This is a genomic window from Zobellella taiwanensis (assembly GCF_003012795.1).
GTDB lineage: Bacteria > Pseudomonadota > Gammaproteobacteria > Enterobacterales > Aeromonadaceae > Oceanimonas > Oceanimonas taiwanensis.
In genome coordinates this window covers 1-26,748 of sequence record NZ_PXYH01000030.1, presented here as the reverse complement: position 1 = coordinate 26,748, position 26,748 = coordinate 1, and the positions used below count along the sequence as shown (strand labels likewise).

The following is a 26,748-nucleotide window of genomic DNA, read 5'->3' as shown; positions in this document are numbered from 1 at the left end:
AGCTGCCATGTGAAAGTAGGTCACTGCCAGGCACCCAATATAGTACTCCTGACTATACAGCTTTTGCGGAGCGGTAGTTCAGTTGGTTAGAATACCGGCCTGTCACGCCGGGGGTCGCGGGTTCGAGTCCCGTCCGCTCCGCCATATTAAAGAAGCCCTTAGCTAGTTGATAGCTAAGGGCTTCTTGCTTTTCTGCTCTAAGTAAAATCAGTTTTCCTCAATCTGTAAAATTACCCCTCGTGACCAAAACGTGACCTGGATGCTGTTTTGACCGGGGGTCAAAGTAGCAGATAACGTGTTTTTGCGTATGCACAAAACAACGGGGCTGATATGACCTACATTGACAACTTTGTAGTGGTCAACTAATCCCGGACAGTACTTTAAGGTTTTCCTCAGCCGCAACGGGTGAAATGCCGCCGTTGAATGCATGAGGTCGTTGCCGGTTGTAGTAGTCCATCAAGTAGCTCCCAACATCCTTTTGAGCCTCAGGCAGATTTCGATAACCCAGAGCCGGTATCCACTCAGATTTCAGACTTCGGAACAGTCGCTCCATCGGTGCGTTGTCCCAGCAGTTGCCGCGCCGGCTCATGCTTTGTGTCATTCGATAGCGCCAGATTCTCTGACGGAACTTACGACTGGCGTACTGACTTCCCTGATCCGAGTGGAACATGACTTTCTCTGGCTGACCACGCTGTGATCTGGCACCAGGACGGCGGGCTCTATGCCTTGCATTCACTGCCGGCAGGCCGACCACCCGTTCTTCCTATCCGTAACATTATCATGCTGCTTCAGAGCACTTCAGTGTTTTACGCTCCCAAGGAGTCCGTATTCAATCGGCGTTGACAAAAGATCAATGACTGGTTCTCAAAAGCTCATAATGTATGACCGAGACCACGTGGTTGATCTTGATTGATATGAAGTCTGCAGAGCAGGATTTCTAATATTAGTTCATATATATCAATGAATTATGATTTTTATAGAATGATGTATCTTAATAAAGTCTGACTGGCACGACCCTGTTGCGTTGGGGTTTACCGGTGGGGACAAGGGCGGCAGGGGCCCTTGTTTTGATGACGCTGTCAGGGCGTGGTGACGGCACCAAATTCCTGGCCAAGACGGCGGAAGGCATTCAGTACCAGACCGTTGTCCCGGATTTCCAGGTAATGCAAGCGTCCTTCGGCATTAATCACCAGGGTTAGATCCTGGCCGGCCTGCAGTCTGCTGAGTGGTTTATAGGATGGCTCGGCTCGTACCAGGGCGATCAGATCCTGTCCGGGCAACTGCCATTCCCGGAACAGTGCCGCCAGGGTTTCCCCCTGGCCCAGGGTATGGTCTATGCGGCGTCCACCATTAGGTATGTCCAGGCTCCTTTGCTCACTTTGGGCCAAGGGCAGGCTGAGGCTGCCGGTAACCGGTGAGGGTGGCTGAGGTGGTGCAGGTTGCCATGCCAGCAGTAATAACCACAGGGGCAGCAATATCAGGATGGCAAGCCGGTGCCTGGGAGGCAGTTGCCGCAGCCGATCAAGCAGCCTGCCGAAGCCAAGACGAACGGGAAGGGTCAACTGGTGGATGTCCTTGCCCGGCGACATTTTGGGATGGTGTTTTTTAACGGTTTTTTTTCTGGTCATGATGGCCCTCGCGGCCACAAGTGTATCCACCTCCATGAGGCTCCACAAGCGGTGGCCAGTGTCCTTTTTGTGTTACCGACCGCTTTTGTCGGGATAGCCCTGTACCGGGATCCGACAAAGCGTTTAACCCCGGCTGAGCGGGTGTTAAAATGGCGGCCTTCTCGATAATACTGGCCCATTCGGGGCTTTTGACCAGCTAAGGCAGAACTCATGACAGTTAAAACGCGGTTTGCTCCCAGCCCCACCGGTTTCCTCCATGTCGGCGGCGCGCGCACGGCTTTGTATTCCTGGCTCTACGCCCGTCATCACCAGGGCGAGTTCGTCCTGCGCATCGAAGACACCGATCTGGAGCGCTCCACCCAGGAGGCCATCGACGCCATTCTCGAGGGCATGAACTGGCTGGGCCTGGGCTGGGACGAGGGTCCCTACTATCAGACCCGGCGTTTTGACCGTTACAACGAGCTGATCGACCGGCTACTGGCCGAGGGCAAGGCTTACCAGTGCTACTGCTCCAGGGAGCGGCTGGAAGCCCTGCGCGAGCAGCAGATGGCCAACGGTGAAAAGCCCCGCTACGACGGCACCTGTCGCCATGGCGGCCATGAACATCCCGCCGGCACGCCCCATGTGATCCGTTTCAAGAACCCGACCGACGGCGCCGTGGTGTTCGAGGACCACGTGCGCGGCCATATCGAGATCGCCAACCGGGAGATGGACGACCTGATCATCCGCCGCACCGACGGTGCGCCCACCTACAACTTCTGCGTGGTGGTGGATGACTGGGACATGGCCATCACCCATGTGGTGCGTGGCGAGGATCACATCAACAATACCCCCCGCCAGATCAACATTTACCACGCCCTGGGCGCGCCCGTGCCCGAATTCGCCCATGTGTCCATGATCCTGGGCGACGACGGCGCCAAGCTGTCCAAGCGCCACGGCGCCGTCAGCGTGATGCAGTACCGGGATGACGGCTACCTGCCCCAGGCCCTGCTCAATTACCTGGTGCGCCTGGGCTGGTCCAACGGCGACCAGGAGATCTTCTCCCTGGAGGAGATGGTGTCCCTGTTCTCCCTCGACGCCATCAGCAAGTCGGCTTCCGCCTTCAATACCGACAAGCTGCTGTGGCTGAACCAGCACTACATCAAGACCCTGCCGGCCGGGGAAGTGGCGGGCCACCTGGAGTGGCATATGCGCGATCAGGGTATCGACTTCAGCCAGGGCCCGGCTCTGGCCGAGGTGGTGAGCCTGTACGCCGAACGCTGCCAGACCCTGAAGGAGCTGGCGGCCCAGAGCCGCTACCTGTTCGAGGATTTTTCCGCCTTCGAGGAGGGTGCGGCCAAGAAGCACCTGCGTCCGGTGGCGGCCGAGCCCCTGGCCCTGGCCCGCACCAGGCTGGCGGAGCTGGCCGACTGGCAGGCCGGCGCCATCCACGAGGCCGTCAACGCCACCGCCGCCGAGCTGGAGCTAGGCATGGGCAAGGTGGGCATGCCGCTGCGGGTGGCGGTCACAGGCCAGGGCCAGTCGCCGGCCATCGACGGCGTTATGGCGCTGCTCGGCAAGGACAGGGTGCTGGCGCGTATCGACACGGCCCTGGCCTTTATCGCCGAACGGGCCCAGGGCTAACCACCGCCTTAAGCGATAAGCTGGAAGCCAGAAGAAAAACAAACGGCGCCTTGATACGGCGCCGTCTTTTATTACGCTTCCGGCTTTCAGCCTCCATCGCTTAAAAAATGACTGGTTGAACGGCTTTTTTTATTTTGAGGTTGACACTAAAGTGCCCCCTGCCTATTATGCGCCTCGCTCGCAGGGACAAAGTCCCCGAGAGACTTAAGCGGGGCTATAGCTCAGCTGGGAGAGCGCTTGCATGGCATGCAAGAGGTCGGCGGTTCGATCCCGCCTAGCTCCACCAAGATTTCTTGGTAACCCCTTAAGTCATTTCTGCCAAATGGGGCTATAGCTCAGCTGGGAGAGCGCTTGCATGGCATGCAAGAGGTCGGCGGTTCGATCCCGCCTAGCTCCACCAGGCGGCAGAAGAACACCAGTAAAACAGCATTGTTTTGGGGCTATAGCTCAGCTGGGAGAGCGCTTGCATGGCATGCAAGAGGTCGGCGGTTCGATCCCGCCTAGCTCCACCAAAACAATCTGACCCGAATTCGGGGCTATAGCTCAGCTGGGAGAGCGCTTGCATGGCATGCAAGAGGTCGGCGGTTCGATCCCGCCTAGCTCCACCAAACAGAAAGCCGCTGCAGAGATGCAGCGGCTTTTTGCTTTTGTGGCTTGCACCCAAAGCCGGGCTCCACGCACAATGAAGAAAACTCAAACGAGGCTTTTTTCATGGAGCATTTCGACCATATTTACCAGCGGGCCTGCCAGCGCAAAGGCGGAGAGGCTGCGCTGCGCCGTCTGATTGATACTCCCCTGCTCGGCCCTGCCGAGCTGGCCGCCATTCCCGATGATCGCTGGTTGTCTTCCTTTACCATGAGCCTGTTCCAGTCCGGGTTTGTCTGGCAGGTTATCCGCAATAAATGGCCTGCTTTTGAACGGGCTTTTTTCGGTTTTGATCCCCACCGGATGCTGCTGCTCGATGAGCGCCATATGGAGCGTTTAAACGGAGATGAAGGCATAGTCCGACATGCGAAGAAAATCGCTGCCGTGCCGGTCAATGCCCGTATGGTATTAGAGCTGGGCGAAGCCCACGGGGGCTTTGGCGCCTTTGTCGCCCATTGGCCCGAACAGGACAGGGTGGGCCTCTGGCTCGAGATCAAACGTCATGGCAGTCTGCTGGGGGGCAACATTACCCCCTATGCCCTGCGCCGGCTTGGAGTGGACACCTTTATCTTCAGCCAGGACGTGACGGCCTACCTCCGCCATCATGCGGTGGTGGAGGCGGGTCTGGGCAGCAAAAAAGGCATGTTGCAGGCTCAGGATGCGTTTAATCTGTGGCGCCGGCAAAGCGGCCTGAGCTTCAGCGAAATCAGCAAGACCATCGCCTTTTCAATGGGCTGAATGGTCTGGAATGAGAGTTCAGGGCTCCAGGTAGGGAGTGAGGAAGGCGTGTACCTGGCCGGCAATCAGCGGCTGGGCATCGGCGGTGGGATGGATGCCGTCGTCCATCATCATTCCCTGGCGGCCGATCAGCGGCTCGACAAAAAACGGCAGCAGTGGCAGCCGGTGTTGATCCGCCAACTGGCTGAACACCTGTTCAAACTGTTGCAGGTAGCGGCGGCCATAGTTGGGCGGTAGCTTGATTTCGGTCAGCACCACGCGTGCACCGGCGTCGTCCGCCAGCTCAATCAGGGTACTCAGATTACGCTGGATAAGCGGCGGCGGCAGGCCGCGCAGGCCGTCGTTGCCGCCCAGCTCCAGCAGTACCAGGCTGGGCTGGTGGCGTTCCAGCAGGGGAGGCAGACGTTGCAGGCCCTGCTGGGTGGTATCGCCGCTGACGCTGGCATTGACTACCTCCACCCGGCGGCCTTCCTGGCGCCACTGTTTGGCCAGCAACTGGGGCCAGGCCTGCTCTGCCGCCATCCGGTAGCCGGCGCTAAGGCTGTCGCCCAGGATCAGCACCGTATTCGCCTGGGCGACCGACGACATCAACAGCAGCACTAGCAGAAGGACTTTCGACATGACGTGTTCTCCGATTATCAGGGTGGCCGGGCTGACGCACAGCATCGGCCTTGCCGATGAACAATTGACCATCCTTCAGGGGATTTCATTCGAAGTCAAGCCTGGCCAGAGTCTGGCCCTGGTGGGGGCGTCCGGCTCGGGCAAGTCGACCCTGCTCGGCCTGCTGGCCGGGCTGGATCTGGCCAGCCAGGGGGACATTGTGATTGCCGGACAGTCGCTGTCCGAGCTGGATGAAGAGCAGCGGGCGGTCTTGCGCGCCCGCCATATCGGCTTTGTTTTCCAGTCCTTCCTGCTGCTGCCGACCCTGACCGCGCTCGAAAACGTCATGCTGCCGGCCGAGTTGCAGGGGCGCAGCCACAACCGGGAGCGGGCCCTGGCGTTGCTGGAGCAGGTGGGGCTGGGTCAGCGCACCCGCCACTTTCCCGGCCAGTTGTCGGGGGGAGAGCAGCAAAGGGTGGCGATCGCCCGCGCCTTTATGATCGAGCCGGACATACTGCTGGCGGATGAGCCGACCGGCAATCTCGACCATGGCACCGGTGCCCAGATCATCGAATTGCTGTTCCGGCTCAACCGGGAGCACGGCACTACCCTGGTGATCGTCACCCACGACGACGCCCTGGCCGGCCGCTGCGAGCGGCGCCTGCTGATGACCGCGGGTCGTCTGGAGGAGCAGCATGCGTAGTTTGGGCTGGGGTCTGGTCTGGCGGGAAGCGGGGCAGGGCCCGCTGCGGTTGTTTTTGCTGGCGCTGGCGTTGTGCGTAGCCAGCATACTGAGCGTGACCCTGGTGGCGGATCGCCTGAACAGCGCCCTGCAGGCCTCGGGGCGAGATTATCTGGCGGCGGATCGCATCCTCACCGGCAGCCGGCCGGCGGCCGGGGATTGGCTGGAGGAAGCGGCGCGACGCGGCCTGGCGGTTTCCCGGGGCCAGTCCTTCAACAGCATGCTGTTTGCCAACGAGACGTTGCAACTGGCCAGCCTGCGCGCCGTGGACGACGCTTTTCCCTTCTATGGCGAGTTGCGCCTGGCACCGGCGGGCCAGGTGCGGCCGGGCCAGATCTGGCTGTCGGCCAGGCTGCTGGCCTTGCTGGACGTGGCCCCCGGCGAACAGGTCGAACTCGGCAATATCGAGTTGACGGTAGCCGGTGAACTGGTCGGCGAGCCGGATCAGGGCTTTTCCCCCTTCCTGCTGGCGCCCCGGGCCCTGCTGCACCTGGATGATGTGGCGGCAACCGGTATCCTGATGGAAGGCAGCCGCAGCCGTTACCGCTATTTGTTCAAGGGGGAGGAGGCCGCGCTGGAGGCCTATGGTGCCTGGCTGCAGCCCAGGCTGCAGGAGGGCCAGCGCTGGCAGGGGCCGGATGATGCCGATACCCCTGTAGCCCGTTCCATCACCCGCGCCGAGCAGTTTTTTCGCCTGGCATCGCTGACCGGCGTGTTGCTCGGTATTCTCGCCATGGCCATCGCTCTTGGCTATTTCTCGCGCCGGGAGCAGGACAGAGTGGCCCTGCTGAAAACCCTGGGCGCCGGTCGGCGCCAGCTGTTTGGCTGGTTCGGCCGTTTGCTGTGCGGCCTGATGATCATGGGTGCCCTGCTCGGCGGTGCTATCGGCTATGGCCTGCACAAACTGATCCTGCTCAGCCTGGGCGAGACGCTGGCCATTCCGTTGCCGCCACCGTCGTTATTGCCATTCGCAGTGGCGGCCGGGCTGGCCCTGCTCACCACCCTGATGCTGTCGCTGGTTCCCCTCTGGCGGCTGTTGCAGGTGCCTCCGCTGCGCGTGCTGCGCAATGAGGCCCAGGCCAGGGTTTCCCCCTGGTGGAGCGGCGGCATACTGCTGGGCGGCACCTTCCTGCTGAGCTGGCTGTTCGCCGGCAGCCTGAGCCTGGCCCTGGGCCTGCTGCTCGGCATGCTGGCGCTGGCGGCGGTGCTGGGAGGCCTGTGCTGGCTGCTGCTGACCCTGGCGCGTCGCCGGCGCGGCAGCGTGGCCTGGACGTTGGCGATCAGCCGCCTGCAACGGGCCCGGCTGGCTACCCTGCTGCAGTTTGGCGGCGTGTCCCTGGCACTGTTCCTGGCCTGCCTGCTGTGGGTGGTGCGTGGTGAGCTGACCGACGGCTTTCTGGCCCGGCTGCCGCCGGATACCCATAACCGCTTTCTCATTAATATTGCCGAGACCGAACTGGAGCCGATCCGCCAGCGCCTGGCCGGATCCGGCTTCGACAGTTCCCGTTTTTACCCCATAGTGCGCGGTCGGCTGACCGGAGTAAACCAGGTCCCGGTGCGGGAGATCAACAGCGAGCAGGGTGGGGGACTGGGGCGGGAACTCAACCTGACCTGGAGCCAGGCTTTGCCCGAGGGCAACCGCCTGCTGGCGGGGGAGTGGTCGGTGGCCCCGGGCGGAGTCTCGGTAGAGTCCGGATTGGCCGAGCGGCTGGCCTTGGAGCTGGGCGACATCATCACCCTGGATCTGGCGGGGCTGGAGGTTGCCGCCGAGGTGCGCAACATCCGCGCCGTGGACTGGGACAGCATGAAGCCCAACTTTTTCCTGATCCTGACCCCGGATGTACTGGCCGGCTCTCCGGCGGCCTGGATGGCGAGTTTCCACCTGCCGGCCGGTCAGGAACCGTTTGAGGTAGCGCTGCTGCGAGACTTTCCCACCATAACGGTATTCGACGTGGATGCCCTGCTGGTCCAGCTGCGCCAGGTGCTGACCCGGGTCAGCCAGGCGCTGCTGGTGATCATGGCGCTGGTGACCGGCGCCAGCCTGCTGGTATTGCTGGCCCAGGTCGAGGCCACCCTGGAAAGCCGGCGCCGGGAGCTGGTGCTGCTGCGCACCTTGGGGGCGGGCGAGGGGTTGATCCGCGCCTCCCTGCGCTGGGAGTGGCTGGCGGCGGGACTGGCGGCCGGTTTGGCCGCCGCCCTGGCAGTCGAGTTGTGCGTGGCGGTGCTGCTGCCGGGCTGGCTCGACCTGCCCTGGCAACCCCACCCCGAAGTCTGGTTGGGGCTGCCCCTGTTGGGGGCGGCGTTGCTGCTGCTTACCGGCCGGGTGGGCGGCATAGTGCGTGGCCCGCTCGCGGCCCGGTTGCGCCAGTATTCCCAGGGGCTGAGTGGCTAGCCGGCCTGGCGGAGCAGGGCCGTGGCCTGCTCCGCCGGCAATGGACGGCCCAGGTAATAGCCCTGGGCCTGGTCGCAGCCGAGCCGTTGCAGCAACTCCAGCTGTTCCCGGGTTTCCACCCCTTCCGCGACCGTATCCAGCCCCAGGTTGCGGGCCAGGCTGATGATGGTGCGGACTATGGTCCTGTCTTCTTCATCCCGCAGCAGATCGCGTACAAAGCTTTGGTCTATCTTCAGCCGGCTCAGGCGAAAGCGCTTGAGATAGCTGAGGGAAGAATAGCCGGTGCCGAAATCGTCCAGCGCCAGGCGCACGCCGAGCCGGACCAGGCTGTCCATCACCGCTATGGCTTGCTGGGGATTGTCCATGATCACGCTTTCGGTCAGTTCCAGCTCCAGCCCGCCGGCGGCCATCCCGGCTTTGCCGAGCAGGTCGGCGAGCCGTTCGCACCAGCCCGGGTGGCGAAACTGCACGGCGGACACATTGACCCCCACCGGCACCGGCGGCAGGCCCTGGCGGTGCCATTCGGCCTGCTGCTCCAGCGCCCGGGCCAGCACCCATTCGCCCAGCGGCACGATCACGCCGCTCTGCTCGGCGATGGGGATGAACTCGGCCGGGGATACCGGGCCCAGCTCCGGATGCTGCCAGCGCAGCAGTGCCTCGAAGCCGATCAGGCGCTGCTCGGCAAGGCTGTACTGGGGCTGGTAAACCAGACTCAGCTGATCCCGGGCCACCGCCTCGCGCAGGCCGTTTTCCAGTGCCAGCATGCGGCTGTAGCGCTCCTGCATTTCGGCGGTAAAGAAACGGTAGCTGTTGCGCCCGGCGGCCTTGGCCTGGTACATGGCGATGTCTGCATGCTGATACAGCTCGCTGAACTGGCGGCCGTCCTCGGGATAGAGGGCGATGCCAAGCGAGACCGACACACGAATATCGTGACCCTTGATGTGGTAGGGCTCCGCCATTTCCGCCAGCAGCCGCTGGGCGAAGTGGGCCACCCCGGGTGGCGTGGTCTGGGGCAGCACCAGAATGAATTCGTCACCGCCGAAGCGGGACAGGGTGTCCTGCTGGCGGCACAGCCGTCGCAGCCGTTCGGCCACCTGTATCAGCAGCTTGTCGCCCACCTTGTGGCCGAGGGAGTCGTTGATGCTCTTGAAACGGTCGAGGTCGAGAAACAGCAGGGCCAGCTGTCCCTGCTCCCGCCGCGCCAGCTGGATGGCCTGGCGGGTGCGATCCATCAGCAGGCTGCGGTTGGGCAGGTTGGTCAGGGGATCGTAATGGGCCAGAAAATGAATTTGCTCCCGATCGCGGATCTGCTGGCTGATGTCGATATGGGTGCCTACGGTCAGGCTGCTGGCGCGGCCCTCGGCGTCGCGCAGGGTGCGCCCCCGGGACAGTATCCAGACCCAGCTGCCGTCGGCGTGGCGCATGCGGAACTGGTTTTCGTAAAGGGTATCCTCGTCTCGCGCCAGATAGTCGGTAAAATTGCGCTCCGCCTGCTCGCGGTCTTGCGGGTGCAGCAGTTCACTCCATATCCCGGCCAGGTTATTGCCCCGCCGACGACGGTAGTCGGCCCTGTCCCGGCCGAGCATGGAAAAATACTCGTCGCTGCACAGCAGTTCGCCGGTCCGGCTGTCGTACTCCCAGGCACCTGTGTTGGAAGCGGCGATCAGGGAATGGTAGCGCTGGGCCAGGGACTGCACCTCCTGCTCGGCCCGCTTGCGCTCACTGATATCCCGGGACAGCAGTACAAACCCCGGCTCGCTGCCCTGGCGGCGGCTCAGGGAGATTTCAAACCAGTATTCCCGCCCGTCCTGATGCACCACATACTGGTGGCCGCGGGAGTGGCCCTGGCGCCCGGCCTCCGCCAGGGCCCGGCGGATGGCACCGGCCGCTTGCGGCTCGGGCTCGCCCTGCTGGCCACCGGGCAGGCAATGGCCGGCTTCGTCCAGTTCGAACAGACGATCGGGCAGGGCGGCCAGGGTGGCCGCCAGCCGGTTGCGGGCATCGCTGATCTCGGCGGTGCGCGCCCGCACTTGTCGCTCCAGCTCCCGGGCCTGGCGACGGGTACGCACCAGCAGGGCGGCGAGAAAGGTGAGCAGGCCGCTGAACAGGACGGCCAGCAGCAACTGACCGGCGAGGGCGCCGGTGTCGCGCCAGCCGGCGGGAGGCGACAGGCTGAGATACCAGGTGCCGTTGGGCAGGGTGAGGGGCTCGGTGATGGCGTCTTCCAGCCGCTCGCCGTCGACCCCGGCGATCAGCTGGCGGCCGCCGCCGGTGTCCTCGGGCAGGGTGCGCCAGAGCTGGACCCGGTATCCCCTCAGCTCCGGCGAGCCCAGTTCGGCCTGCTCCAGCAGCTCGGACAGTATGATGACCACGCTGACAAACCCCCAGAAACGGCCCTCGTCTTCCCCCAGGAACACCGGCAGCCGGCCGATCAGGCCGGTGCCGCCCTGGGCCAGCTCCACCGGGCCGGTCAGGGTCAGCCGGCGGGCATCCCGGGCGAGCAACGCCTCCGCCCGCTGGGCCGGATGCGTAAACTGATTGAGCCCAATCGACCCTTCGTTGCCTGCCAGTGGGTAGGTCTGGGTCACTATGCCCCCGGGCGACAGGGCCAGGGCCCGGACCGAGGGATAGAAGGGCAGCAACTGGCCGGCGACCTGTTCGAAGTCGCGGATCTCGCCCTGGCCCTGGCGGATCAGGGCGGCCAGGGCGTAGGCCGAGGACAGGTTGCGCTCGAGCTGGACTTGCAGGCTGTTGATGTGGAAGCGGGCCATGTCGATGGCGGCCAGCTGGCGCTGACGCACCTGCTGGTCGGACTGGTAGCGGACGACGCCGAGACCGGCCAGCAGGCTGACCAGAAAGACCAGTACCACGGCGGTGGTGGCAAGGGTGGGCGATACCGGTCTGGAGTCGGTCATGGGGCGTCCTGGCGGATCAGGTTTTAAGCAGGGGGCTCAGGGTTTCTTTCAGGGCCTTGTCGAGGGTCGGATAACGGAAATGGAACCCCGCCTGCTGCAGTCGTACCGGCATCACCCGCTGGCCGGTCAGCAGCAGGTCGGCCATTTCACCGAACAGCAGCCGCATCAGCCAGCCGGGGATGCGCGCGAAGTGGGGTTTGCCAAGGCAGGCGGCCAGGGTTTTGCTGAATTGGGCCTGGGTTACCGGCTCGGGGGCGGTGGCGTTGAAGGCTCCCCGGCACTCCGGGTGATCGAGCAGGAACAGCACCAGGTTGACCACGTCCTCGATATGGATCCAGGACAGGTACTGCCGGCCGGAGCCGATGGGGCCGCCGAGTCCCAGCCGGTAACTGGGCAGCATTTTGGCCAGGGCTCCGCCCTCGGCGCCGAGCACCACGCCGAGGCGGATCAGGCAGACCCGGGTCTGCTCGCCGTCGGCGGACAGGGCGAGCTGCTCCCAGCGCTGGCAGACGTCGTGGCTGAATTCGGGATGGGGGTGGGTGTCTTCGTCCACCAGGGTATCGTCCTGGCGGCCGTAAAAGCCGACCGCCGAGCCGCTGATCAATACCCGGGGCGGACGCCGGCCGGCGTGCATCAGGGCCACCAGCCGTTCGGTGATCCGCCAGCGGCTGTGGCAAATGCGCTCCTTCTGTGCCGGGCTCCAGCGTTTGTCGGCGATGGGCTCGCCGGCGAGGTTGATGACGGCGTCGAAACCGTCCAGATCCTGCAGATCATCGAGCGAGGCGATGGCCTCGATATCGTGTCCCAGACGCTGATACACCTTATTGGGCGAACGGCTCAGCACCGACACCTGATGGTGCGGGCGCAGGTGGCTCATCAGGCGACGGCCGACAAAGCCGGTTCCTCCGGTAAGCAGTATCTTCATCGCGCAATCCTCTTCATGTCGGGGCCCCGGGGGCCCCGAAAACCAGGGGGGTTATCCACACAAACTGTGAGTAAGTCTGTAGATTACCCCGCCTTATCAGGATAGTTGATTGATCTTAATAAAAAAATCCAGGCGAACAGGGATCCGGCAGGATCACTTGAGTGCCTGCAGGGCGGCCTCGTAGTCCGGTTCGTTGGTCAGCTCGGCCACGCGCTCTACATGGCGGACCTTGCCCTGCTCGTCGATGCACACCACGGCCCGGGCAGAAAGGCCGCGCAGGGCGCCGTCGCTCAGCGCCACGCCGTAGCGGGTGAGGAAATCCACGTGGCGGAAGGCGGAGGCGATTTGCACGTTGTCGATGCCCTCGGCGGCGCAGAAGCGGCTGCCGGCAAAGGGCAGGTCCATGGACACGCACAGCACCTGGGTGTTGCTGAGGGCGGCGGCCTTTTCATTGAACTTGCGTACGCTGGTGGCGCATACGCCGGTATCTATGCTGGGGAAGATGTTGAGCAGCACCTTGCGGCCCTGGAAATCGGCCAGCTTGATGTCGCTCAGGTCGGCGCCGGTCAGGGTGAAATCGGGCGCGGCCTGGCCCACGGCGGGCAGTTGACCGGAAACGGCGACGGGGTTGCCTTGGAACGTAACGGAAGACATTGAGACTCTCCTAGTGGTTGTTGGTGTTGGTTATTGGTTAACGAAAATAAGGTAACAGTTTTCATCACAAGGAACAGCTTTTTGTCGCCGGCCGGCCAGCTTCGTTTGTCTCTGTTTATGACACATATCAATGTCATTGCAATAAAATACCTCTAAAGTGGTGCATTGAATCCTCACTCTCAGGAGATGCCTGTGCAAACCCTCACCCTGGATATCGCCGTGGTCGGTGCCGGTGGCGCGGGCCTGCGGGCCGCCATCGCCGCCGCCGAGGCGGATCCCTCGCTACATATTGCCCTGTTGTCCAAGGTCTACCCCATGCGTTCCCACACTGTGGCGGCGGAGGGCGGTGCGGCCGCCGTGATCAAGGATGAAGACAGCCTGGACCAGCACTTCGACGATACCGTTTCCGGCGGCGACTGGTTGTGCGAGCAGGACGTGGTCGAGCGCTTCGTGGCCGAGTGTCCGCGGGAAATGACCCAGATGGAACTTTGGGGTTGCCCCTGGAGCCGCAAGGACGACGGCAGTGTCAACGTGCGCCGCTTCGGCGGCATGAAAACCGAGCGCACCTGGTTCGCCGCCGACAAGACCGGCTTCCACCTGCTGCACACACTGTTCCAAACCTCGATAAAGTACCCGCAGATCAAGCGCTTCGACGAGTTCTTCGTGCTCGACCTGGTGGTGGCCGAGGGGCGGGTGCAGGGTCTGGTGGCGCTGCACCTGGCCGAAGGGGAGCTGGTGCTGATCCGCGCCCGGGCGGTGATCCTGGCCACCGGCGGCGCCGCCCGGGTGTTCCGCTACAACACCAACGGCGGCATCGTCACCGGCGATGGCATGGCCATGGCCTACCGCCATGGCGTGCCCCTGCGCGACATGGAGTTCGTGCAGTACCACCCCACCGGCCTGCCCGGCTCCGGCATACTGATGACCGAGGGCTGCCGGGGCGAGGGCGGCATCCTGCTCAACCGCCACGGCTACCGTTACCTGCAGGACTACGGCCTGGGCCCGGAAACCCCGCTCGGCGAGCCGAAAAACAAATACATGGAGCTGGGCCCGCGGGACAAGGTGTCCCAGGCCTTCTGGCACGAGCTGCAAAAGGGCAACACCATTTCCCACCCCCTGGGCGAGGTGGTGCACCTGGATCTGCGCCACCTGGGCGAGAAAAAACTGAAAGAACGGCTGCCCTTTATCTGCGAGCTGGCCAAGGCCTATGTCAACGTGGATCCGGTGAAGGAGCCCATCCCCATCCGCCCCACCGCCCACTACACCATGGGCGGCATAGAGGTGGACAAAGAGAGCCAGACCCGGATCCGGGGCCTGTTCGCGGTGGGCGAATGCGCCTCCAGCGGACTCCACGGCGCCAACCGGCTGGGCTCCAACTCGCTGGCCGAGCTGCTGGTGTTCGGCCGCCAGGCCGGGGAAGCGGCGGCCCGGCTGGCGGCGGAGAAGCGCCCCTTCGACGAGGCGGCCATCGCCGCCGAGGCGGGCCGGGTCGCGGGCTGGCTGCAGGCGCTCAGGCAACAGCAGGGGGATCAGAGCTGGGCCGACATCCGCGACGAGCTGGGCCGGACCATGGAGGAAGGCTGCGGCATCTACCGCCGGGAAGATCTGATGCAGGCCACCATCGACAAGATTGCCGAGCTGAAGGCGCGCTACCGCCATATCGCTATCCGGGACCCGGGCCGGGTGTTCAATACCGACTTGATCGGCGCCATAGAACTCGGCTACTGCCTGGACGTGGCCGAGGCCATGGCCCACAGCGCCATCCGGCGCAAGGAATCCCGCGGCGCCCACCAGCGGCTGGACGAAGGCTGCCGGGAGCGGGACGACGAGCGCTACCTCAAACATACCCTGGCCCGTTACCGGGCCGACGGCGCGCCCGAGATTGGCTACAGCGAGGTCTGCATCACCCGCTCGCGGCCGGCCAGACGGGTTTATGGCGCCGAAGCGGAACAAGGGGAGAAAGCCTGATGAGCCAGCTGAAAACCGTGCAGATACTGCGCTACGATCCGGAGCGGGACGACGAACCCCACCTGCAGCGCTACGACATTCCCTGGAACGACACCACCTCGGTGCTGGACGCCCTCAACCATATCAAGGACCGGATAGACCCCAGCCTGACCTACCGCTGGTCCTGCCGCATGGCCATCTGCGGCTCCTGCGGCTTTATGGTCAACGGCGTGCCCAAACTCGGCTGCAAGACTTTCCTGCGGGACTACGACGAACTGCGTATCGAGCCCCTGGAGAACTATCCCATCGAAAAGGATCTGGTGGTGGATCTGGCCCCCTTCGTGGAGCGGATCGAAGCCATCAAGCCCTATATCATCGGCAACGACAGAACCGTCGAGCAGGGGCCCAATACCCAGACCCCGGCCCAGATGGACGCCTACCACGGCTTTTCCCAGTGCATCAACTGCGGCCTGTGCTACGCCGCCTGCCCCCAGGTGGGGCTCAACCCCCGTTTTTTGGGGCCGGCGGCGATCACCCTGGCCCGTCGCTACAACCTGGACAGCCGGGACCAGGGCCGGCACGAGCGGATGACACTGATCAATGGCGACGACGGCGCCTGGGGCTGCACCTTCGTGGGCTATTGCTCCGAGGTCTGCCCGAAAGAGGTGGATCCGGCCGCCGCCGTCAACCAGAGCAAGATAGACTCGGGCGTCAGCTACCTGCTGGCCGCCCTGCGCCGCCACTGAGGGGAAAACCATGAGCGCTCGCAAACCCTATGTCCGGGAAATGAAGGCCGACTGGTGGCTGAAGAAGCCTCCCTACCGGCGGTACATGCTGCGGGAAGCCACTGTGCTGCCGCTGACCTTTTTCAGCCTCTGCCTGCTGGCCGGGCTGTGGAGCCTGGGCCGGGGCCCGGAGGCCTGGGCCGGCTGGCTGGCCTTTATGGCCAGCCCCCTGGTGATAGCGCTGAATCTGCTGGCCCTGGCCGGCAGCCTGTTCCACGCCGCCACCTTCTTTCTGATGATGCCCCAGGTGATGCCGGTGAAGATCAGGGGCGAACGGCTGCCGGCGGTGAAGGTGGCGGCGGTGCAGTGGGCGCTGACCGCCGCCATCAGCCTGTTCTGTCTGCTGTGGTTTTTAAGCTAGGAGTCGATATGAAACCCATCCATCCCCATCCCCGCCGCTCGGAAGAGCCCATCTGGTGGAGCCTGTTCGGCGCCGGCGGCAGCTGGTTCGCCATGATTACCCCCATTACCGTACTCCTGGTGGGTGTGCTGGTACCGCTTGGGCTGCTGAGTCGGGACTACCTGGCCTTCGAGCGGGTGCATGGCTTTGCCAGCCACTGGATAGGAGCCCTGTTTATCCTGGGCTCCATCATATTGCCCCTGTGGCACGCCATGCACCGCATCCACCACGGCACCCATGATCTGCGGCTGAACCTGGGGGTCATGGGCAAGGTGCTGTGCTACGGCTTCGCCGCCCTGGTGTCGCTGCTGGCCGTTATGCTGGTACTGGGGCTCTAGCCGGCTTAAATATCGTTGATAAAGGACTTGTCCAGCTGTTTGAAGGCCAGGCTCAGGGTTTCCCCCAGCTCGTAGTAGCGGGGGCGGGAGACCGGCTCCTTGACCGGAATGCCGGCCGCCGCGATTTTTTCGTGCAACTGCCAATACCACTGGTGGAGGGAGGGAGGGAGTCGGGTGTCGGCGCGTTTGCCCAGCCAGTAATACCCCTGCAGGGGCAGGCTGGCGAGAAAGAGCACCGAGGCTACCACACTGGGCCAGTATTCGGCGGCGCCAAACTGGAATTGGAACAACAGGCTCAGGGTGATCAGGGCCGGTAGCGTCTTCACGCCGAAGCGGGTGGCGGTCATGATGCGGTATTCCGGAAACATGGGGGCCAGCTGGCGCTCCTGCGGCCAGACGCCGAGGTATTCCTTGCCCCTGTGCAGGGTATGGGTGAACAGGCTCATGTTTCCTCCCGGTCGGCCGTCAGGGTGAATGTAGTTAAATTACAGTTCATCGATACAAGTCAAAAAAATGTCCAAACTTCCTGTTATTTTACGACAGTAAAAAGGGTATTATCCTGCCCTTCATGATGCCGGTCAGACCGGTGCCGTCAGGGATGATCCCGGCCCAGCCGCCATTTGGCAATGTGCCTTCTCTTAAGGATAGAGTTAAAGTGATATTTATTGCCCGCCGCGCGGCGTCGGGCAAGACGATTTCGTAACCCCTGACGAAAAGGTTTCCAAATGACTAACAAGCTGGTCCTTGTGCTGAACTGCGGCAGCTCCTCGCTCAAGTTCGCCATCCTAGACGCCGAAAACGGCAGTGAAAAGCTGTCGGGCCTGGCCGAGTGCTTCTACCTGCCCGATGCCCGCATCAAGTGGAAGCTCAACGGCGAAAAGGGCAGCGCCGAGCTGGGTGCCGGCGCCGCCCACCAGCAAGCCCTGGACTTTATCGTGGCAAGTCTGCTCAATCCCAACCCCGAACTGCTGCAGGGCCTGGTGGCCGTGGGCCACAGGGTGGTGCACGGCGGCGAACAGTTTACCCGCTCTGTGCTGATCGACGACACCGTGATCAAGGGCATAGAGGACTGCGCCAGCCTGGCTCCGCTGCACAACCCGGCCCACCTGGTGGGCATTGCCTCGGCGCGCAAGTCCTTTCCCGCCCTGCCCCAGGTGGCGGTGTTCGATACCGCCTTCCACCAGACCATGCCCGAACAGGCCTATCTTTACGCCATTCCCTATTCGTTGTACCGGGAGCACGGCATCCGCCGTTACGGCATGCACGGCACCAGCCACTACTTTATTGCCCAGGAAGCGGCCGGGGTGCTCAACAGGCCGGTCGGCGAGCTTAACATCATCAGCTGCCACCTGGGCAACGGCGCTTCGGTGTGCGCCATCAAAAACGGCGAGTCGGTGGACACTTCCATGGGCCTGACCCCGCTCGAGGGCCTGGTGATGGGCACCCGCAGCGGCGACATCGATCCGGCCATCATCTTCCACCTGCACGACGTGCTGGGCTACAGCACCGACCGCATCAACACCCTGCTGACCAAGGAATCCGGCCTGCTGGGCCTGACCGAGAACAGCAGCGACTGCCGCTTCGCCGAAGACAACTACCACCACCTGCCGGAAGCCAGGCGGGCCCTGGATATCTTCTGCTATCGCCTGGCCAAGTACATCGCCGGCTATACCTGTGCCCTCGACGGCCGCCTGGACGCCATCGTGTTCACCGGCGGTATCGGCGAAAACTCCGCCCTGGTGCGGGAACTGACCCTGTCCCGCCTGGCCCTGCTCGGGGTGACGCTGGATGGCGACGCCAACCTGGCGGCCCGCTTTGGCAAGGCCGGCTGTATCAGCCAGCCCGGCAGCCTGCCGGTGTGGGTACTGCCCACCAATGAAGAGTGGGTGATCGCCCAGGATGCGCTGGCGCTGTCCGGCGTGCAACACTAAGGGGAGAATCAAGATGGCCAGAACCATAATGCTCGTGCCCGTCAGCAGCGGTGTCGGCGGTACTTCGGTGAGCCTCGGCATGGTACGCGCCATGGAGCGCAACGGGGTCAATATCAGCTTCTTCAAGCCGGTGTCCCAGCCGCGTTCCCGGCGCAAGGGCCAGGATCACTCCAGTGCGGTGATCGCCAACGGCTCCAATATCACGCCGCCGGAGCCCTTTGCCCTGAGCTACGCCGAGAGCATGATCTCCGCCGGCAACCTGGACGTGCTGCTGGAGGAAATTGTCGCCCGCTTCGAAAAACACGTTAAGGACAGCGGCGCCGAGGTGGTGGTGGTGGAAGGCCTGATCCCCACCGACAAGCAGCCCTTTGCCACCCGCATCAACTACGACATCGCCAAGGCGCTGGACGCGGACATGGTGTTTATCGCCCAGCCCGGCAGCGACTCCAGCCAGCAGCTGAAAGAACGCCTCGAGCTGGCCTGCTCCAACTTCGGCGGCGTGGTCAACAAGCGTATCGTGGGCTGCATCATCAACAAGGTGGGCGCGCCGGTGGATGAACAGGGCAATACCCGGCCCGATCTCACCGAGATGTTCAACCCCAACTACAGGGGCGAGCATGTCTCCGCCAACCTGGAGGTACTGCAGGTATTCGGCAAGACGCCGCTGCGCATCCTCGGCTGCATTCCCTGGAATACCCAGCTGGTGGCCCCGCGGGCGGTGGATCTGGCCCGCCACCTCAACGCCGTGGTGATCAACGAAGGCGAACTCAATAGCCGCCGGCTGCAGAGCGTGACCTTCTGCGCCCGGGCCATCCACAACATGGTGGAGCACTTCCGCCCGGGCAGCCTGCTGGTGGCCTCCGGCGACCGTTCCGACGTTATCGTCTCGGTCTGCCTGGCGGCCATGAACGGGGTCAAGATCGGCGCCCTGCTGCTCACCGGCAGCTACCATCCCGAGCCCCAGATCATGGCCCTGTGCCAGCGCGCCATCGAAACCGGCCTGCCGATCCTCATGGTCAACACCAACACCTGGCAGACCGCGGTCAGCCTGCAGCACTTCAACCTGGAGATACCGGTGGACGATCTCGGCCGGATCGAGCTGGTGCAGGACTATGTGGCCGGCCATATCGACAAGCACTGGATCGAATCGCTCAGCGCCAAATCGGCCCGCAGCCGCCGCCTGAGCCCGCCCGCCTTCCGCTACCAGCTCACCGAGCTGGCCCGCCGCGCCGCCAAGCGCATCGTGCTGCCGGAAGGCGAGGAGCCGCGCACCATCAAGGCCGCCGCCATCTGTGCCGAGCGGGGCATCGCCCGGCCGGTGCTGCTCGGCAACCCGGATGAAATCATGCGGGTGGCCGCCCAGCAGGGGGTGGTGCTGGACGAAAAGGTGGAAATCGTGGATCCGGTGCAGGTACGCAACAACTACGTGGAGCGCCTGGTGGAGCTGCGCAAGTCCAAAGGCATCACCGAGGTGGTGGCCCAGGAACAGCTCGAGGACAACGTGGTGCTGGGCACCATGATGCTGGAGCGGGACGAGGTGGACGGCCTGGTGTCCGGCGCCATCCACACCACCGCCAACACCATCCGTCCGCCGCTGCAGATCATCAAGACCGCCCCCGGCAGCTCGCTGGTGTCCTCGGTGTTCTTCATGCTGCTGCCGGACCAGGTGCTGGTGTACGGCGACTGTGCCATCAACCCGGATCCCACCGCCGAACAGCTGGCGGAGATCGCCATCCAGTCCGCCGAATCGGCCCATGCCTTCGGCATAGAACCGCGGGTGGCGATGATCTCCTACTCCACCGGCACCTCCGGCACCGGCGCCGATGTCGACAAGGTGCGCGAGGCCACCCGCATCGCCAAGGAGAAACGTCCGGATCTGGTGATCGACGGCCCGCTGCAGTACGACGCCGCCATCATGGAGAATGTGGCCAAGTCCAAGGCCCCCAACTCGCCGGTGGCGGGCAAGGCGACGGTGTTCATCTTCCCGGATCTGAACACCGGCAACACCACCTACAAGGCGGTACAGCGCTCGGCGGACCTGGTATCCATCGGCCCCATGCTGCAGGGCATGCGCAAGCCGGTGAACGACCTGTCCAGGGGCGCCCTGGTGGACGACATCGTTTACACCATTGCCCTCACCGCCATCCAGGCCAGCCAGCTCGGCGCCAAGGGCTGACGCTCCCGTCCCCCGGTCCGGGCCGGGGGGCGTGGCTTATTTTCCGCGGCCTATGCCCAGCAGCCGGTACAGCGGGCAGAAGCTGACGAAGGCGGTGAGCAGCGGAATCACCCCCAGCCAGCCCCAGGGTGTCTGGGGACCGACAAAGACCAGGGCGATCAGCACCAGTCCCACCACCATGCGTACCAGCCGGTCGACGCTGCCGATATTCTTTTCCATGTTGTCCTCTCCATATATCAGTTTTTGCTAATTAATAGTATGGCGTTCCCGGCGGTGGCCACAAGGGATCCAGATCAAGGAATCCGCCGATGGGCGAGGAGGTCGAAGAATATACTGGCCTTGCCGTGTTTAGTGCCCTGGATCAAGGTTTTTTACCACCAAATAGGTAGTCTTGTGCCATGGCCCGGGCGAAAATCAGCCGGGTATGCCAATCATCAACGCCGAGGCCTCCCATGACCGACATGATCCCCGTTCGTATCGAAGAAGACCTGCTGGGCACCAAGGTGGTGGACAATCACCACTACTACGGTATCCATACCCTGCGCGCCCTGGAAAACTTCCGCCTGAGCAGCCAGACCATCTCCGACCTGCCCGATCTGGTGCGCGGCATGGTGCTGACCAAAAAGGCCGCCGCCCTGGCCAACGGCGAGCTCGGCACCATAGATCCGGCCATTGCCGACCGCATCGTCGAGGCCTGTGACCTGATGCTGGATACCGGCAAGGGGTTCGATCAATTCCCGGTGGATGTCTTCCAGGGCGGTGCCGGCACTTCGGTCAATATGAACACCAACGAGGTGCTGGCCAATATCGCCCTCGAACTGATGGGATTGCCCAAAGGCCGCTACGATGTGATCAACCCCAACGATCATGTCAACAAGTGCCAGTCCACCAACGATGCCTATCCCACCGGCCTGAGGGTGGCGTTGTTCAACAGCGGCGATCGGCTGCTGGCGTCGCTGAGTGCGCTGATCGAGGCCCTCGAGGCCAAGGCCGTGGAGTTCAGGGACATGCTCAAGATGGGCCGGACCCAGCTGCAGGACGCCGTACCCATGAGCCTGGGACAGGAGTTCCACGCCTTTGCGGTGACCCTGCGGGAAGAGGTCAAGAGCATCCGCCTGTGCCGGGATTTGCTGCTGGAGATCAACCTGGGGGCTACCGCCATCGGTACCGGCCTCAATACGCCGCCCGAATACTCCCGCCTGGCCATTGCCCGGCTGGCGGAGATCACCGGCCAGGCCTATGTGCCGGCGGAAGATCTGATTGAAGCCACCTCCGACTGCGGCGCCTATGTGATGCTGCACAGCGCCTTCAAGCGGCTGGCGGTCAAGCTGTCGAAGATCTGCAACGACCTGCGGCTGCTGTCCTCCGGTCCCCGGGCCGGGCTCAACGAAATCAACCTGCCCGAGCTGCAGGCGGGCTCGTCCATCATGCCGGCCAAGGTCAACCCGGTGATCCCCGAGGTGGTCAACCAGGTGGCATTCAAGGTCATCGGCAACGACATCACCGTAACCCTGGCGGCGGAGGGCGGCCAGTTGCAGCTGAACGTCATGGAGCCGGTGATCGCCCAGGCCATGTTCGAATCGCTCAACCTGCTGGATCGGGCCTGTGGCGCGCTGCGGGAGAAGTGTGTCGAGGGGATCAGCGCCAATCCCGACATCTGCCGGGACTATGTGCTCAATTCCATCGGCATCGTCACCTATCTCAACCCCTATATCGGCCACCACGAGGGCGACATAGTAGGCAAGATCTGCGCCAAAACCGGCAAGAGCGTACGTGAGGTGGTGCTCGAGCGAGGCCTGCTCACTCCCGAGCAACTCGACGAAATCCTCTCCATCGACAACCTGATGCGGCCCCAGTACAAGGCCCGGCGCTACCAGCGCGCCACCAGCTAGTCCCTGTGCCGGGCCCCTGGCGGGCCCGGTGTCGTCTTCCAGGCACGGACGCCTGCCCGCGGAGAACCACTATGATCGGCATTGAATTATTGATAGTGCTCGGCGCCATCTACCTGGGCGCGCGCATCGGCAGCATCGGCATCGGCTTTGCCGGCGGCCTGGGCGTACTGGTGCTCACCCTGGGCCTGGGGCTGACCCCGGGCACCATTCCCATTGAAGTGATCCTGATCATCATGTCGGTGATCACCGCCATCGCCGCCATGCAACTGGCCGGCGGCATGGATTACCTGGTCAGCCTGGCGGAACGGCTGCTGCGCCGCCATCCCAGGTACATCACCTTCCTCGCGCCCCTGGTCACCTACCTGATGACGCTGTTCGCCGGCACCGGCCACACCGCCTTTTCCACCCTGCCGGTGATCGCCGAAGTGGCCAAGGAGCAGGGGATAAGGCCTGCCCGGCCGCTCAGTATCGCCGTGGTCGCCTCCCAGGTGGCCATCACCGCCTCGCCCATTTCGGCGGCGGTGGTGTTTTTTTCGGGGATCCTCGAACCCCTGGGCGTCGATTACCTCACCCTGCTTGCCATCTGTATCCCGTCCACCTTTGCCGCCTGCATGATCGGCGCCCTGGTGGCCAATGTGCTGGGGCTGCCGCTGGAGCAGGATCCGGTCTACCAGGCGCGCCTGGCGGCGGGGAGGGTGCGCCTGCGGGGACAAAACCACATCGAGATCCGCGACGGCGCCCGCCGCTCCGTGCTGATCTTTTTGCTCGCCATTGCCGCCGTGGTGCTCTACGCCACCGCCATTTCCGACAAGGTAGGGCTGATCCCCAACCCGGTGCTGCCCCGGGACGCAGCCATCATGATCTTCATGCTGACTGCGGCCGGCGCCATCACCCTGGGCTGCCGGCTGGACGCGGCGGCCATTCCCAACATGGCCACCTTCAAGTCGGGCATGTCTGCCTGTGTCTGTGTGCTGGGGGTGGCCTGGCTGGGGGATACTTTTGTGTCCAACCATATCGAGGAGATCAAATCCTTCGCCGGCGGCCTGCTGGAAACCTACTCCTGGCTGCTGGCGGTGACCCTGTTCTTCGCTTCCATGCTGCTCTACTCCCAGGGCGCAACCACCAAGGCGCTGATGCCGGCAGCCCTGGCCATTGGGGTGGATCCGCTGACGGCGGTGGCCTCCTTCGCAGCGGTCAGCGCCCTGTTTGTGCTGCCCACCTATCCCACCCTGCTGGCGGCGGTGGAAATGGACGACACCGGATCCACCCGTATCGGCAAGGCGGTCTTCAACCATCCCTTTTTCATCCCGGGAGTGGTGACCATAGCGGCGAGCGTGGCCCTGGGCTTTGCCATCGGTGGCCTGTTGCTCTAACCCTGTCCTCAATCAAAGCGCGGCGGGGCGGGGCCCGCGCCGCGCTTGCAAAACCGGCCACGATTGGCGACGCTGTGGCCCTCTTAACTCCCTCGAGCCGAACCGCATGAATTTTCTTTCCCTGGCATTGACCACTCAGCCCGAGCCGGACTGGAGCCGGGTGCAGGCCCTGCCCATCCACGAATGCGACGAACCCCTGGTCCCCCTGGGGCTGGTGCCGCCGCCGATCCGGGTATACCCCACCTATTTCCACCTGGGCATAGGCGGTGCCCTGAGCGAATGCTATGTGCGGCGCTCCGTGCTGGCCCGGCTGCAGAAGGCGGCCCGGCTGTTGCCCGCCGGCATCGAGCTGGTGGTGCTGGACGGCTGGCGTCCGCTGGCGGTGCAGCAGTACTTGTTCAACACCCTGACCCAGGCCCTGCGCCGCCATTTCCCCGGCGAGGATGAGGCCGGCCTGCTGGCGCGGGCTCGTCATTTCGTGGCTCCGGCCAGCGCCGAGGCGGCTTCGCCCAGCCCGCACCTGACCGGCGGTGCCGTGGACGTAACCCTGTGTGACACCGAGGGCGGCATGCTGGACATGGGCACGGAATTCGACGATATCGGCCCCTGGTCGGCCACCGCTGCCTTCGAGGCCGTGGCCCGGCCGGGGCCAAAGGAGGCGGAGATCATCGAAAACCGCCGTCTGCTGTACAGCGTGATGATCCGGGCCGGATTCAGCAACCTGCCCAGCGAATGGTGGCACTTCGACTACGGCAACCAGAACTGGGCCTGGTTCACCCAGCAGCCCCACGCCCTCTACGGACCGGCCCGCTTGCCCGGCCTGGCCGGGCGCTGGGAACGGCAGGTGGCGCTGCTGGGCGGCTAAGCCGGCATCGCCACTGGTTTGACCATATTTTATACTGCGCTACTCCCCTTGCCTGTCATGAACGGCAGGCAGTTTGCCTCCTTGCCTGTTAATTAATCTTGTAATAATGGTTTTTTTAGTAAATGAAAGTGTGATGGATGCTGCAGAATTGAAAATTGTCTTGGCGGCTCCGCCATGACAGTTTTGATCTTGCTGTAAACCGGAATGGTGGGTTGTGTTGCCTTGTTGTAAGTTGTTTGTTTTTGTTTTATTTGTTTAAAAACAATGTGTTGCGTGACATTGCCGGGCTGGGGTATAAGCGGGGGAGTGCAGGGGCGGACGGCTGTTATCCGGTTGTTAACCTAAAGCCGGGTTGTCGATGAGAAATTCTAATCGGTTGCCCTACTTGTGATCTCCCGGAGAGCGGAGTAATTTTCCCTGCACTTACCGATCCGACCCAGGTTTGATCGTGAAAGCAAAGCCCTCTTACAGGACGATGTGCTGCTCTCGCCGCCATCGGAATCAGAACAAAGGACGTTACTATGAGTGATCTGGTTAATGCCATAAACGGCTACATTTGGAGCCTTCCCCTGATCTATCTGTGTCTGGGTGTGGGTCTCTACTTCTCCCTGCGTACCCGCTTCCTCCAGCTTCGGCATATCAAGGAAATGGTCCGCCTGATGTTTAAGGGCGAATCTTCCCCCGCCGGTATTTCCTCATTCCAGGCCCTGGCGCTGTCGCTGTCCGGCCGGGTCGGTACCGGTAATATCGCCGGCGTGGCCACCGCCATCACCTTCGGTGGTCCCGGTGCCGTATTCTGGATGTGGGTAGTGGCTTTCCTGGGCGCCGGTACCGCCTTTGTGGAATCCGCCCTGGCGCAGATTTACAAGGAAAAGGACGACAACGGACTGTATCGCGGTGGTCCCGCCTTTTATATCGAGAAAGGCCTGGGCATGAAGTGGTATGCCTGGATTTTCGCCTTCTCCACCATCCTTGCCTGCGGTGTGCTGCTGCCCGGCGTACAGGCCAACAGTATCGCCTCCGGCATTGAAACCGCCTTCGGCATCCCGACTTCGGTGTCGGCCGCCGCTGTGGTCATCCTGCTCGGCCTCATCATCTTCGGTGGCGTCAAGCGTATTGCCCACTTTACCCAGATAGTGGTCCCCTTCATGGCGCTGGGCTATATCCTGGTGGCCTTCGTCATCATCCTGATGAACGTGGGCAAGGTGCCCGAAGTCATCAGCCTGATCGTGGGCAGCGCCTTTGGTATGCAGGCCGGCTTTGGTGCCATCCTGGGCCTGGCCATTGAGTGGGGCGTCAAGCGCGGTATCTACTCCAACGAAGCCGGCCAGGGCACAGGTCCGCACGCCGCCGCCGCCGCCGAGGTGTCCCACCCGGCCAAGCAGGGCCTGGTGCAGGGCTTCTCCGTGTACGTCGACACCCTGTTCGTGTGCTCCGCGACTGCCTTCATGATCATCATCACCGGTGCCTACAACGTCATGGGCAAGGCCGGCGAAGCCATCGTCGAGCAGCTGCCCGGCGTGTCCGCTGGTCCGGGTTACACCCAGGCGGCGGTCGAGTCGGTCATGCCCGGCTTCGGCAGCGTATTTGTGGCGGTGGCGCTGTTCTTCTTCGCCTTCACCACCATACTGGCCTACTACTATATCGCCGAAACCAACGTGGCCTACATCAACCGCAAGGTACATCGTCCCTGGCTGACCTTTGTGCTCAAGCTGGTGCTGATGTCCTCCGTGGTATACGGCTCGGTGAAAACCGCCGAACTGGCCTGGGGCCTGGGTGATATCGGCGTGGGCCTGATGGCCTGGCTGAACATCGTCGCCATCCTGCTGCTGCAGAAGCCGGCGCTGATCGCCCTCAAGGACTACGAAGAGCAGAAAGCCAAGGGCCTGGATCCCACCTTCGATCCGGTCAAGCTCGGCATCAAGAACGCCGATCACTGGGTCAAGGACAAGGCCGCCAAGCCTGCCGCCGATGCTGCCGCACCGGTCAACGCCCAGGCGGAGCGCAGCTGACGGCTGCCCCTCGCGCTCTCCAAGGCCGGACTTGTTCCGGCCTTTTTTGTTTGCCCGGCGAAGCCGGCAAACCCGGCCATCTGAAAGAAGATGGCGTCACCCCGACTGAGGGGAAGACAATCCGACTGGCAAGGGCGCCACTGGCCAACGGTGGGGTCTGAAGGAAG

General features: G+C 63.3%; 21 protein-coding genes, 5 tRNA genes and 1 pseudogene. 19 read left to right on the top strand and 8 right to left on the bottom strand.

Annotated features, from left to right (window positions below; translation table 11 throughout):
- Positions 1-67: 67 nt before the first annotated feature.
- Positions 68-144 (top strand) — tRNA-Asp (locus C7I36_RS16040).
- A 214-nt stretch (positions 145-358) separates the two neighbouring features.
- Here the strand turns inward: C7I36_RS16040 and C7I36_RS16035 are convergent.
- Together C7I36_RS16035 and C7I36_RS16030 are read right to left on the bottom strand one after the other, a co-directional pair.
- Positions 359-703, bottom strand: a pseudogene (locus tag C7I36_RS16035) (integrase core domain-containing protein); the annotation flags it as partial.
- Between the two features lie 376 nt (positions 704-1,079).
- Positions 1,080-1,628 carry a LysM-like peptidoglycan-binding domain-containing protein gene (locus C7I36_RS16030; RefSeq protein WP_106454690.1) on the bottom strand — a complete coding sequence of 183 codons (549 nt, stop codon included), beginning with the start codon at positions 1,626-1,628 and terminating at the stop codon, positions 1,080-1,082.
- A gap of 210 nt (positions 1,629-1,838) precedes the next feature.
- On the opposite strand from C7I36_RS16030, the gene gltX reads away from it, so the two are divergent.
- The 6 genes from gltX (at position 1,839) to C7I36_RS16000 (ending at position 4,634) form a co-directional block, all read left to right on the top strand.
- Entirely contained in the window at positions 1,839-3,251 is a 1,413-nt protein-coding gene (gene gltX / locus C7I36_RS16025) for a glutamate--tRNA ligase (RefSeq protein ID WP_106454688.1), read from the top strand.
- A gap of 210 nt (positions 3,252-3,461) precedes the next feature.
- A tRNA-Ala gene (locus C7I36_RS16020) sits at positions 3,462-3,537 on the top strand.
- Between the two features lie 38 nt (positions 3,538-3,575).
- A tRNA-Ala gene (locus C7I36_RS16015) sits at positions 3,576-3,651 on the top strand.
- A gap of 36 nt (positions 3,652-3,687) precedes the next feature.
- Positions 3,688-3,763, top strand: a tRNA-Ala gene (locus C7I36_RS16010).
- Positions 3,764-3,783: 20 nt separating this feature from the next.
- Positions 3,784-3,859 (top strand) — tRNA-Ala (locus C7I36_RS16005).
- A 103-nt stretch (positions 3,860-3,962) separates the two neighbouring features.
- A complete protein-coding gene (locus C7I36_RS16000) occupies positions 3,963-4,634 on the top strand; it encodes a DNA-3-methyladenine glycosylase I (protein ID WP_106454687.1) in 672 nt (223 codons plus the stop codon).
- A gap of 18 nt (positions 4,635-4,652) precedes the next feature.
- Here the strand turns inward: C7I36_RS16000 and C7I36_RS15995 are convergent, their stop codons facing one another.
- Positions 4,653-5,255, bottom strand: a complete 603-nt coding sequence (locus C7I36_RS15995; protein ID WP_106454689.1) for an arylesterase — start codon at positions 5,253-5,255, stop codon at positions 4,653-4,655.
- On the opposite strand from C7I36_RS15995, the gene C7I36_RS15990 reads away from it, so the two are divergent.
- Together C7I36_RS15990 and C7I36_RS15985 are read left to right on the top strand one after the other, a co-directional pair.
- Positions 5,254-5,937 carry an ABC transporter ATP-binding protein gene (locus C7I36_RS15990; RefSeq protein WP_106454686.1) on the top strand — a complete coding sequence of 228 codons (684 nt, stop codon included), beginning with the start codon at positions 5,254-5,256 and terminating at the stop codon, positions 5,935-5,937. The genes C7I36_RS15995 and C7I36_RS15990 overlap by 2 nt on opposite strands.
- Positions 5,930-8,368 carry an ABC transporter permease gene (locus C7I36_RS15985; RefSeq protein WP_106454685.1) on the top strand — a complete coding sequence of 813 codons (2,439 nt, stop codon included), beginning with the start codon at positions 5,930-5,932 and terminating at the stop codon, positions 8,366-8,368. The genes C7I36_RS15990 and C7I36_RS15985 overlap by 8 nt, the downstream gene beginning before the upstream one ends.
- On the opposite strand, the gene C7I36_RS15980 is transcribed toward C7I36_RS15985, so the two are convergent.
- The 3 genes from C7I36_RS15980 to tpx form a co-directional block, all read right to left on the bottom strand.
- Complete coding sequence (locus tag C7I36_RS15980) at positions 8,365-11,283, bottom strand: bifunctional diguanylate cyclase/phosphodiesterase (RefSeq protein ID WP_106454684.1); 2,919 nt, start codon at positions 11,281-11,283, stop codon at positions 8,365-8,367. The two genes, C7I36_RS15985 and C7I36_RS15980, sit on opposite strands and share 4 nt — an antisense overlap.
- 16 nt (positions 11,284-11,299) lie before the next feature.
- Positions 11,300-12,208 carry a TIGR01777 family oxidoreductase gene (locus tag C7I36_RS15975; RefSeq protein WP_106454683.1) on the bottom strand — a complete coding sequence of 303 codons (909 nt, stop codon included), beginning with the start codon at positions 12,206-12,208 and terminating at the stop codon, positions 11,300-11,302.
- Between the two features lie 153 nt (positions 12,209-12,361).
- Positions 12,362-12,862, bottom strand: coding sequence for a thiol peroxidase (gene tpx, locus C7I36_RS15970; RefSeq protein WP_106454682.1), 501 nt, complete (start codon positions 12,860-12,862; stop codon positions 12,362-12,364).
- Between the two features lie 186 nt (positions 12,863-13,048).
- Between tpx and frdA the strand changes: the two genes are divergently transcribed.
- Genes frdA through frdD form a run of 4 tightly spaced genes read left to right on the top strand, consistent with a single transcriptional unit; the run spans position 13,049 to position 16,332 of the window.
- Complete coding sequence (gene frdA, locus C7I36_RS15965; protein WP_219899678.1) at positions 13,049-14,830, top strand: fumarate reductase (quinol) flavoprotein subunit; 1,782 nt, start codon at positions 13,049-13,051, stop codon at positions 14,828-14,830.
- Positions 14,830-15,555 carry a succinate dehydrogenase/fumarate reductase iron-sulfur subunit gene (locus C7I36_RS15960; protein ID WP_106454680.1) on the top strand — a complete coding sequence of 242 codons (726 nt, stop codon included), beginning with the start codon at positions 14,830-14,832 and terminating at the stop codon, positions 15,553-15,555. Before frdA ends, C7I36_RS15960 begins: the two co-directional genes overlap by 1 nt.
- A gap of 10 nt (positions 15,556-15,565) precedes the next feature.
- Positions 15,566-15,955: a fumarate reductase subunit FrdC gene (frdC, locus tag C7I36_RS15955; protein WP_106454679.1), complete on the top strand. Its 390-nt coding sequence runs from the start codon at positions 15,566-15,568 to the stop codon at positions 15,953-15,955.
- 8 nt (positions 15,956-15,963) lie between these two features.
- A complete protein-coding gene (gene frdD, locus C7I36_RS15950; RefSeq protein ID WP_106454678.1) occupies positions 15,964-16,332 on the top strand; it encodes a fumarate reductase subunit FrdD in 369 nt (122 codons plus the stop codon).
- A gap of 5 nt (positions 16,333-16,337) precedes the next feature.
- Here frdD and yfbV read toward each other — a convergent pair whose 3' ends face one another.
- Positions 16,338-16,778: a terminus macrodomain insulation protein YfbV gene (gene yfbV, locus C7I36_RS15945; RefSeq protein WP_106454677.1), complete on the bottom strand. Its 441-nt coding sequence runs from the start codon at positions 16,776-16,778 to the stop codon at positions 16,338-16,340.
- Between the two features lie 279 nt (positions 16,779-17,057).
- Between yfbV and C7I36_RS15940 the strand changes: the two genes are divergently transcribed.
- A complete protein-coding gene (locus C7I36_RS15940) occupies positions 17,058-18,263 on the top strand; it encodes an acetate kinase (RefSeq protein ID WP_106454676.1) in 1,206 nt (401 codons plus the stop codon).
- 13 nt (positions 18,264-18,276) lie between these two features.
- Entirely contained in the window at positions 18,277-20,439 is a 2,163-nt protein-coding gene (gene pta / locus C7I36_RS15935) for a phosphate acetyltransferase (RefSeq protein ID WP_106454675.1), read from the top strand.
- Between the two features lie 36 nt (positions 20,440-20,475).
- Here pta and C7I36_RS15930 read toward each other — a convergent pair whose 3' ends face one another.
- On the bottom strand, positions 20,476-20,658 hold the full coding sequence (locus C7I36_RS15930) for a YgaP family membrane protein (RefSeq protein ID WP_106454674.1): 183 nt from the start codon (positions 20,656-20,658) through the stop codon (positions 20,476-20,478).
- A 233-nt stretch (positions 20,659-20,891) separates the two neighbouring features.
- Between C7I36_RS15930 and aspA the strand changes: the two genes are divergently transcribed.
- The 4 genes from aspA (at position 20,892) to C7I36_RS15910 (ending at position 26,581) form a co-directional block, all read left to right on the top strand.
- Positions 20,892-22,331, top strand: coding sequence for an aspartate ammonia-lyase (gene aspA, locus C7I36_RS15925; protein WP_106454673.1), 1,440 nt, complete (start codon positions 20,892-20,894; stop codon positions 22,329-22,331).
- A gap of 71 nt (positions 22,332-22,402) precedes the next feature.
- Complete coding sequence (locus C7I36_RS15920) at positions 22,403-23,704, top strand: anaerobic C4-dicarboxylate transporter (RefSeq protein WP_106454672.1); 1,302 nt, start codon at positions 22,403-22,405, stop codon at positions 23,702-23,704.
- A gap of 106 nt (positions 23,705-23,810) precedes the next feature.
- Complete coding sequence (locus C7I36_RS15915) at positions 23,811-24,569, top strand: M15 family metallopeptidase (RefSeq protein WP_106454671.1); 759 nt, start codon at positions 23,811-23,813, stop codon at positions 24,567-24,569.
- 521 nt (positions 24,570-25,090) lie between these two features.
- Positions 25,091-26,581 (top strand): alanine/glycine:cation symporter family protein, encoded by a 1,491-nt coding sequence (locus C7I36_RS15910; RefSeq protein WP_106454670.1) that lies wholly within the window; start codon positions 25,091-25,093, stop codon positions 26,579-26,581.
- The last annotated feature ends 167 nt before the right edge of the window (positions 26,582-26,748 follow it).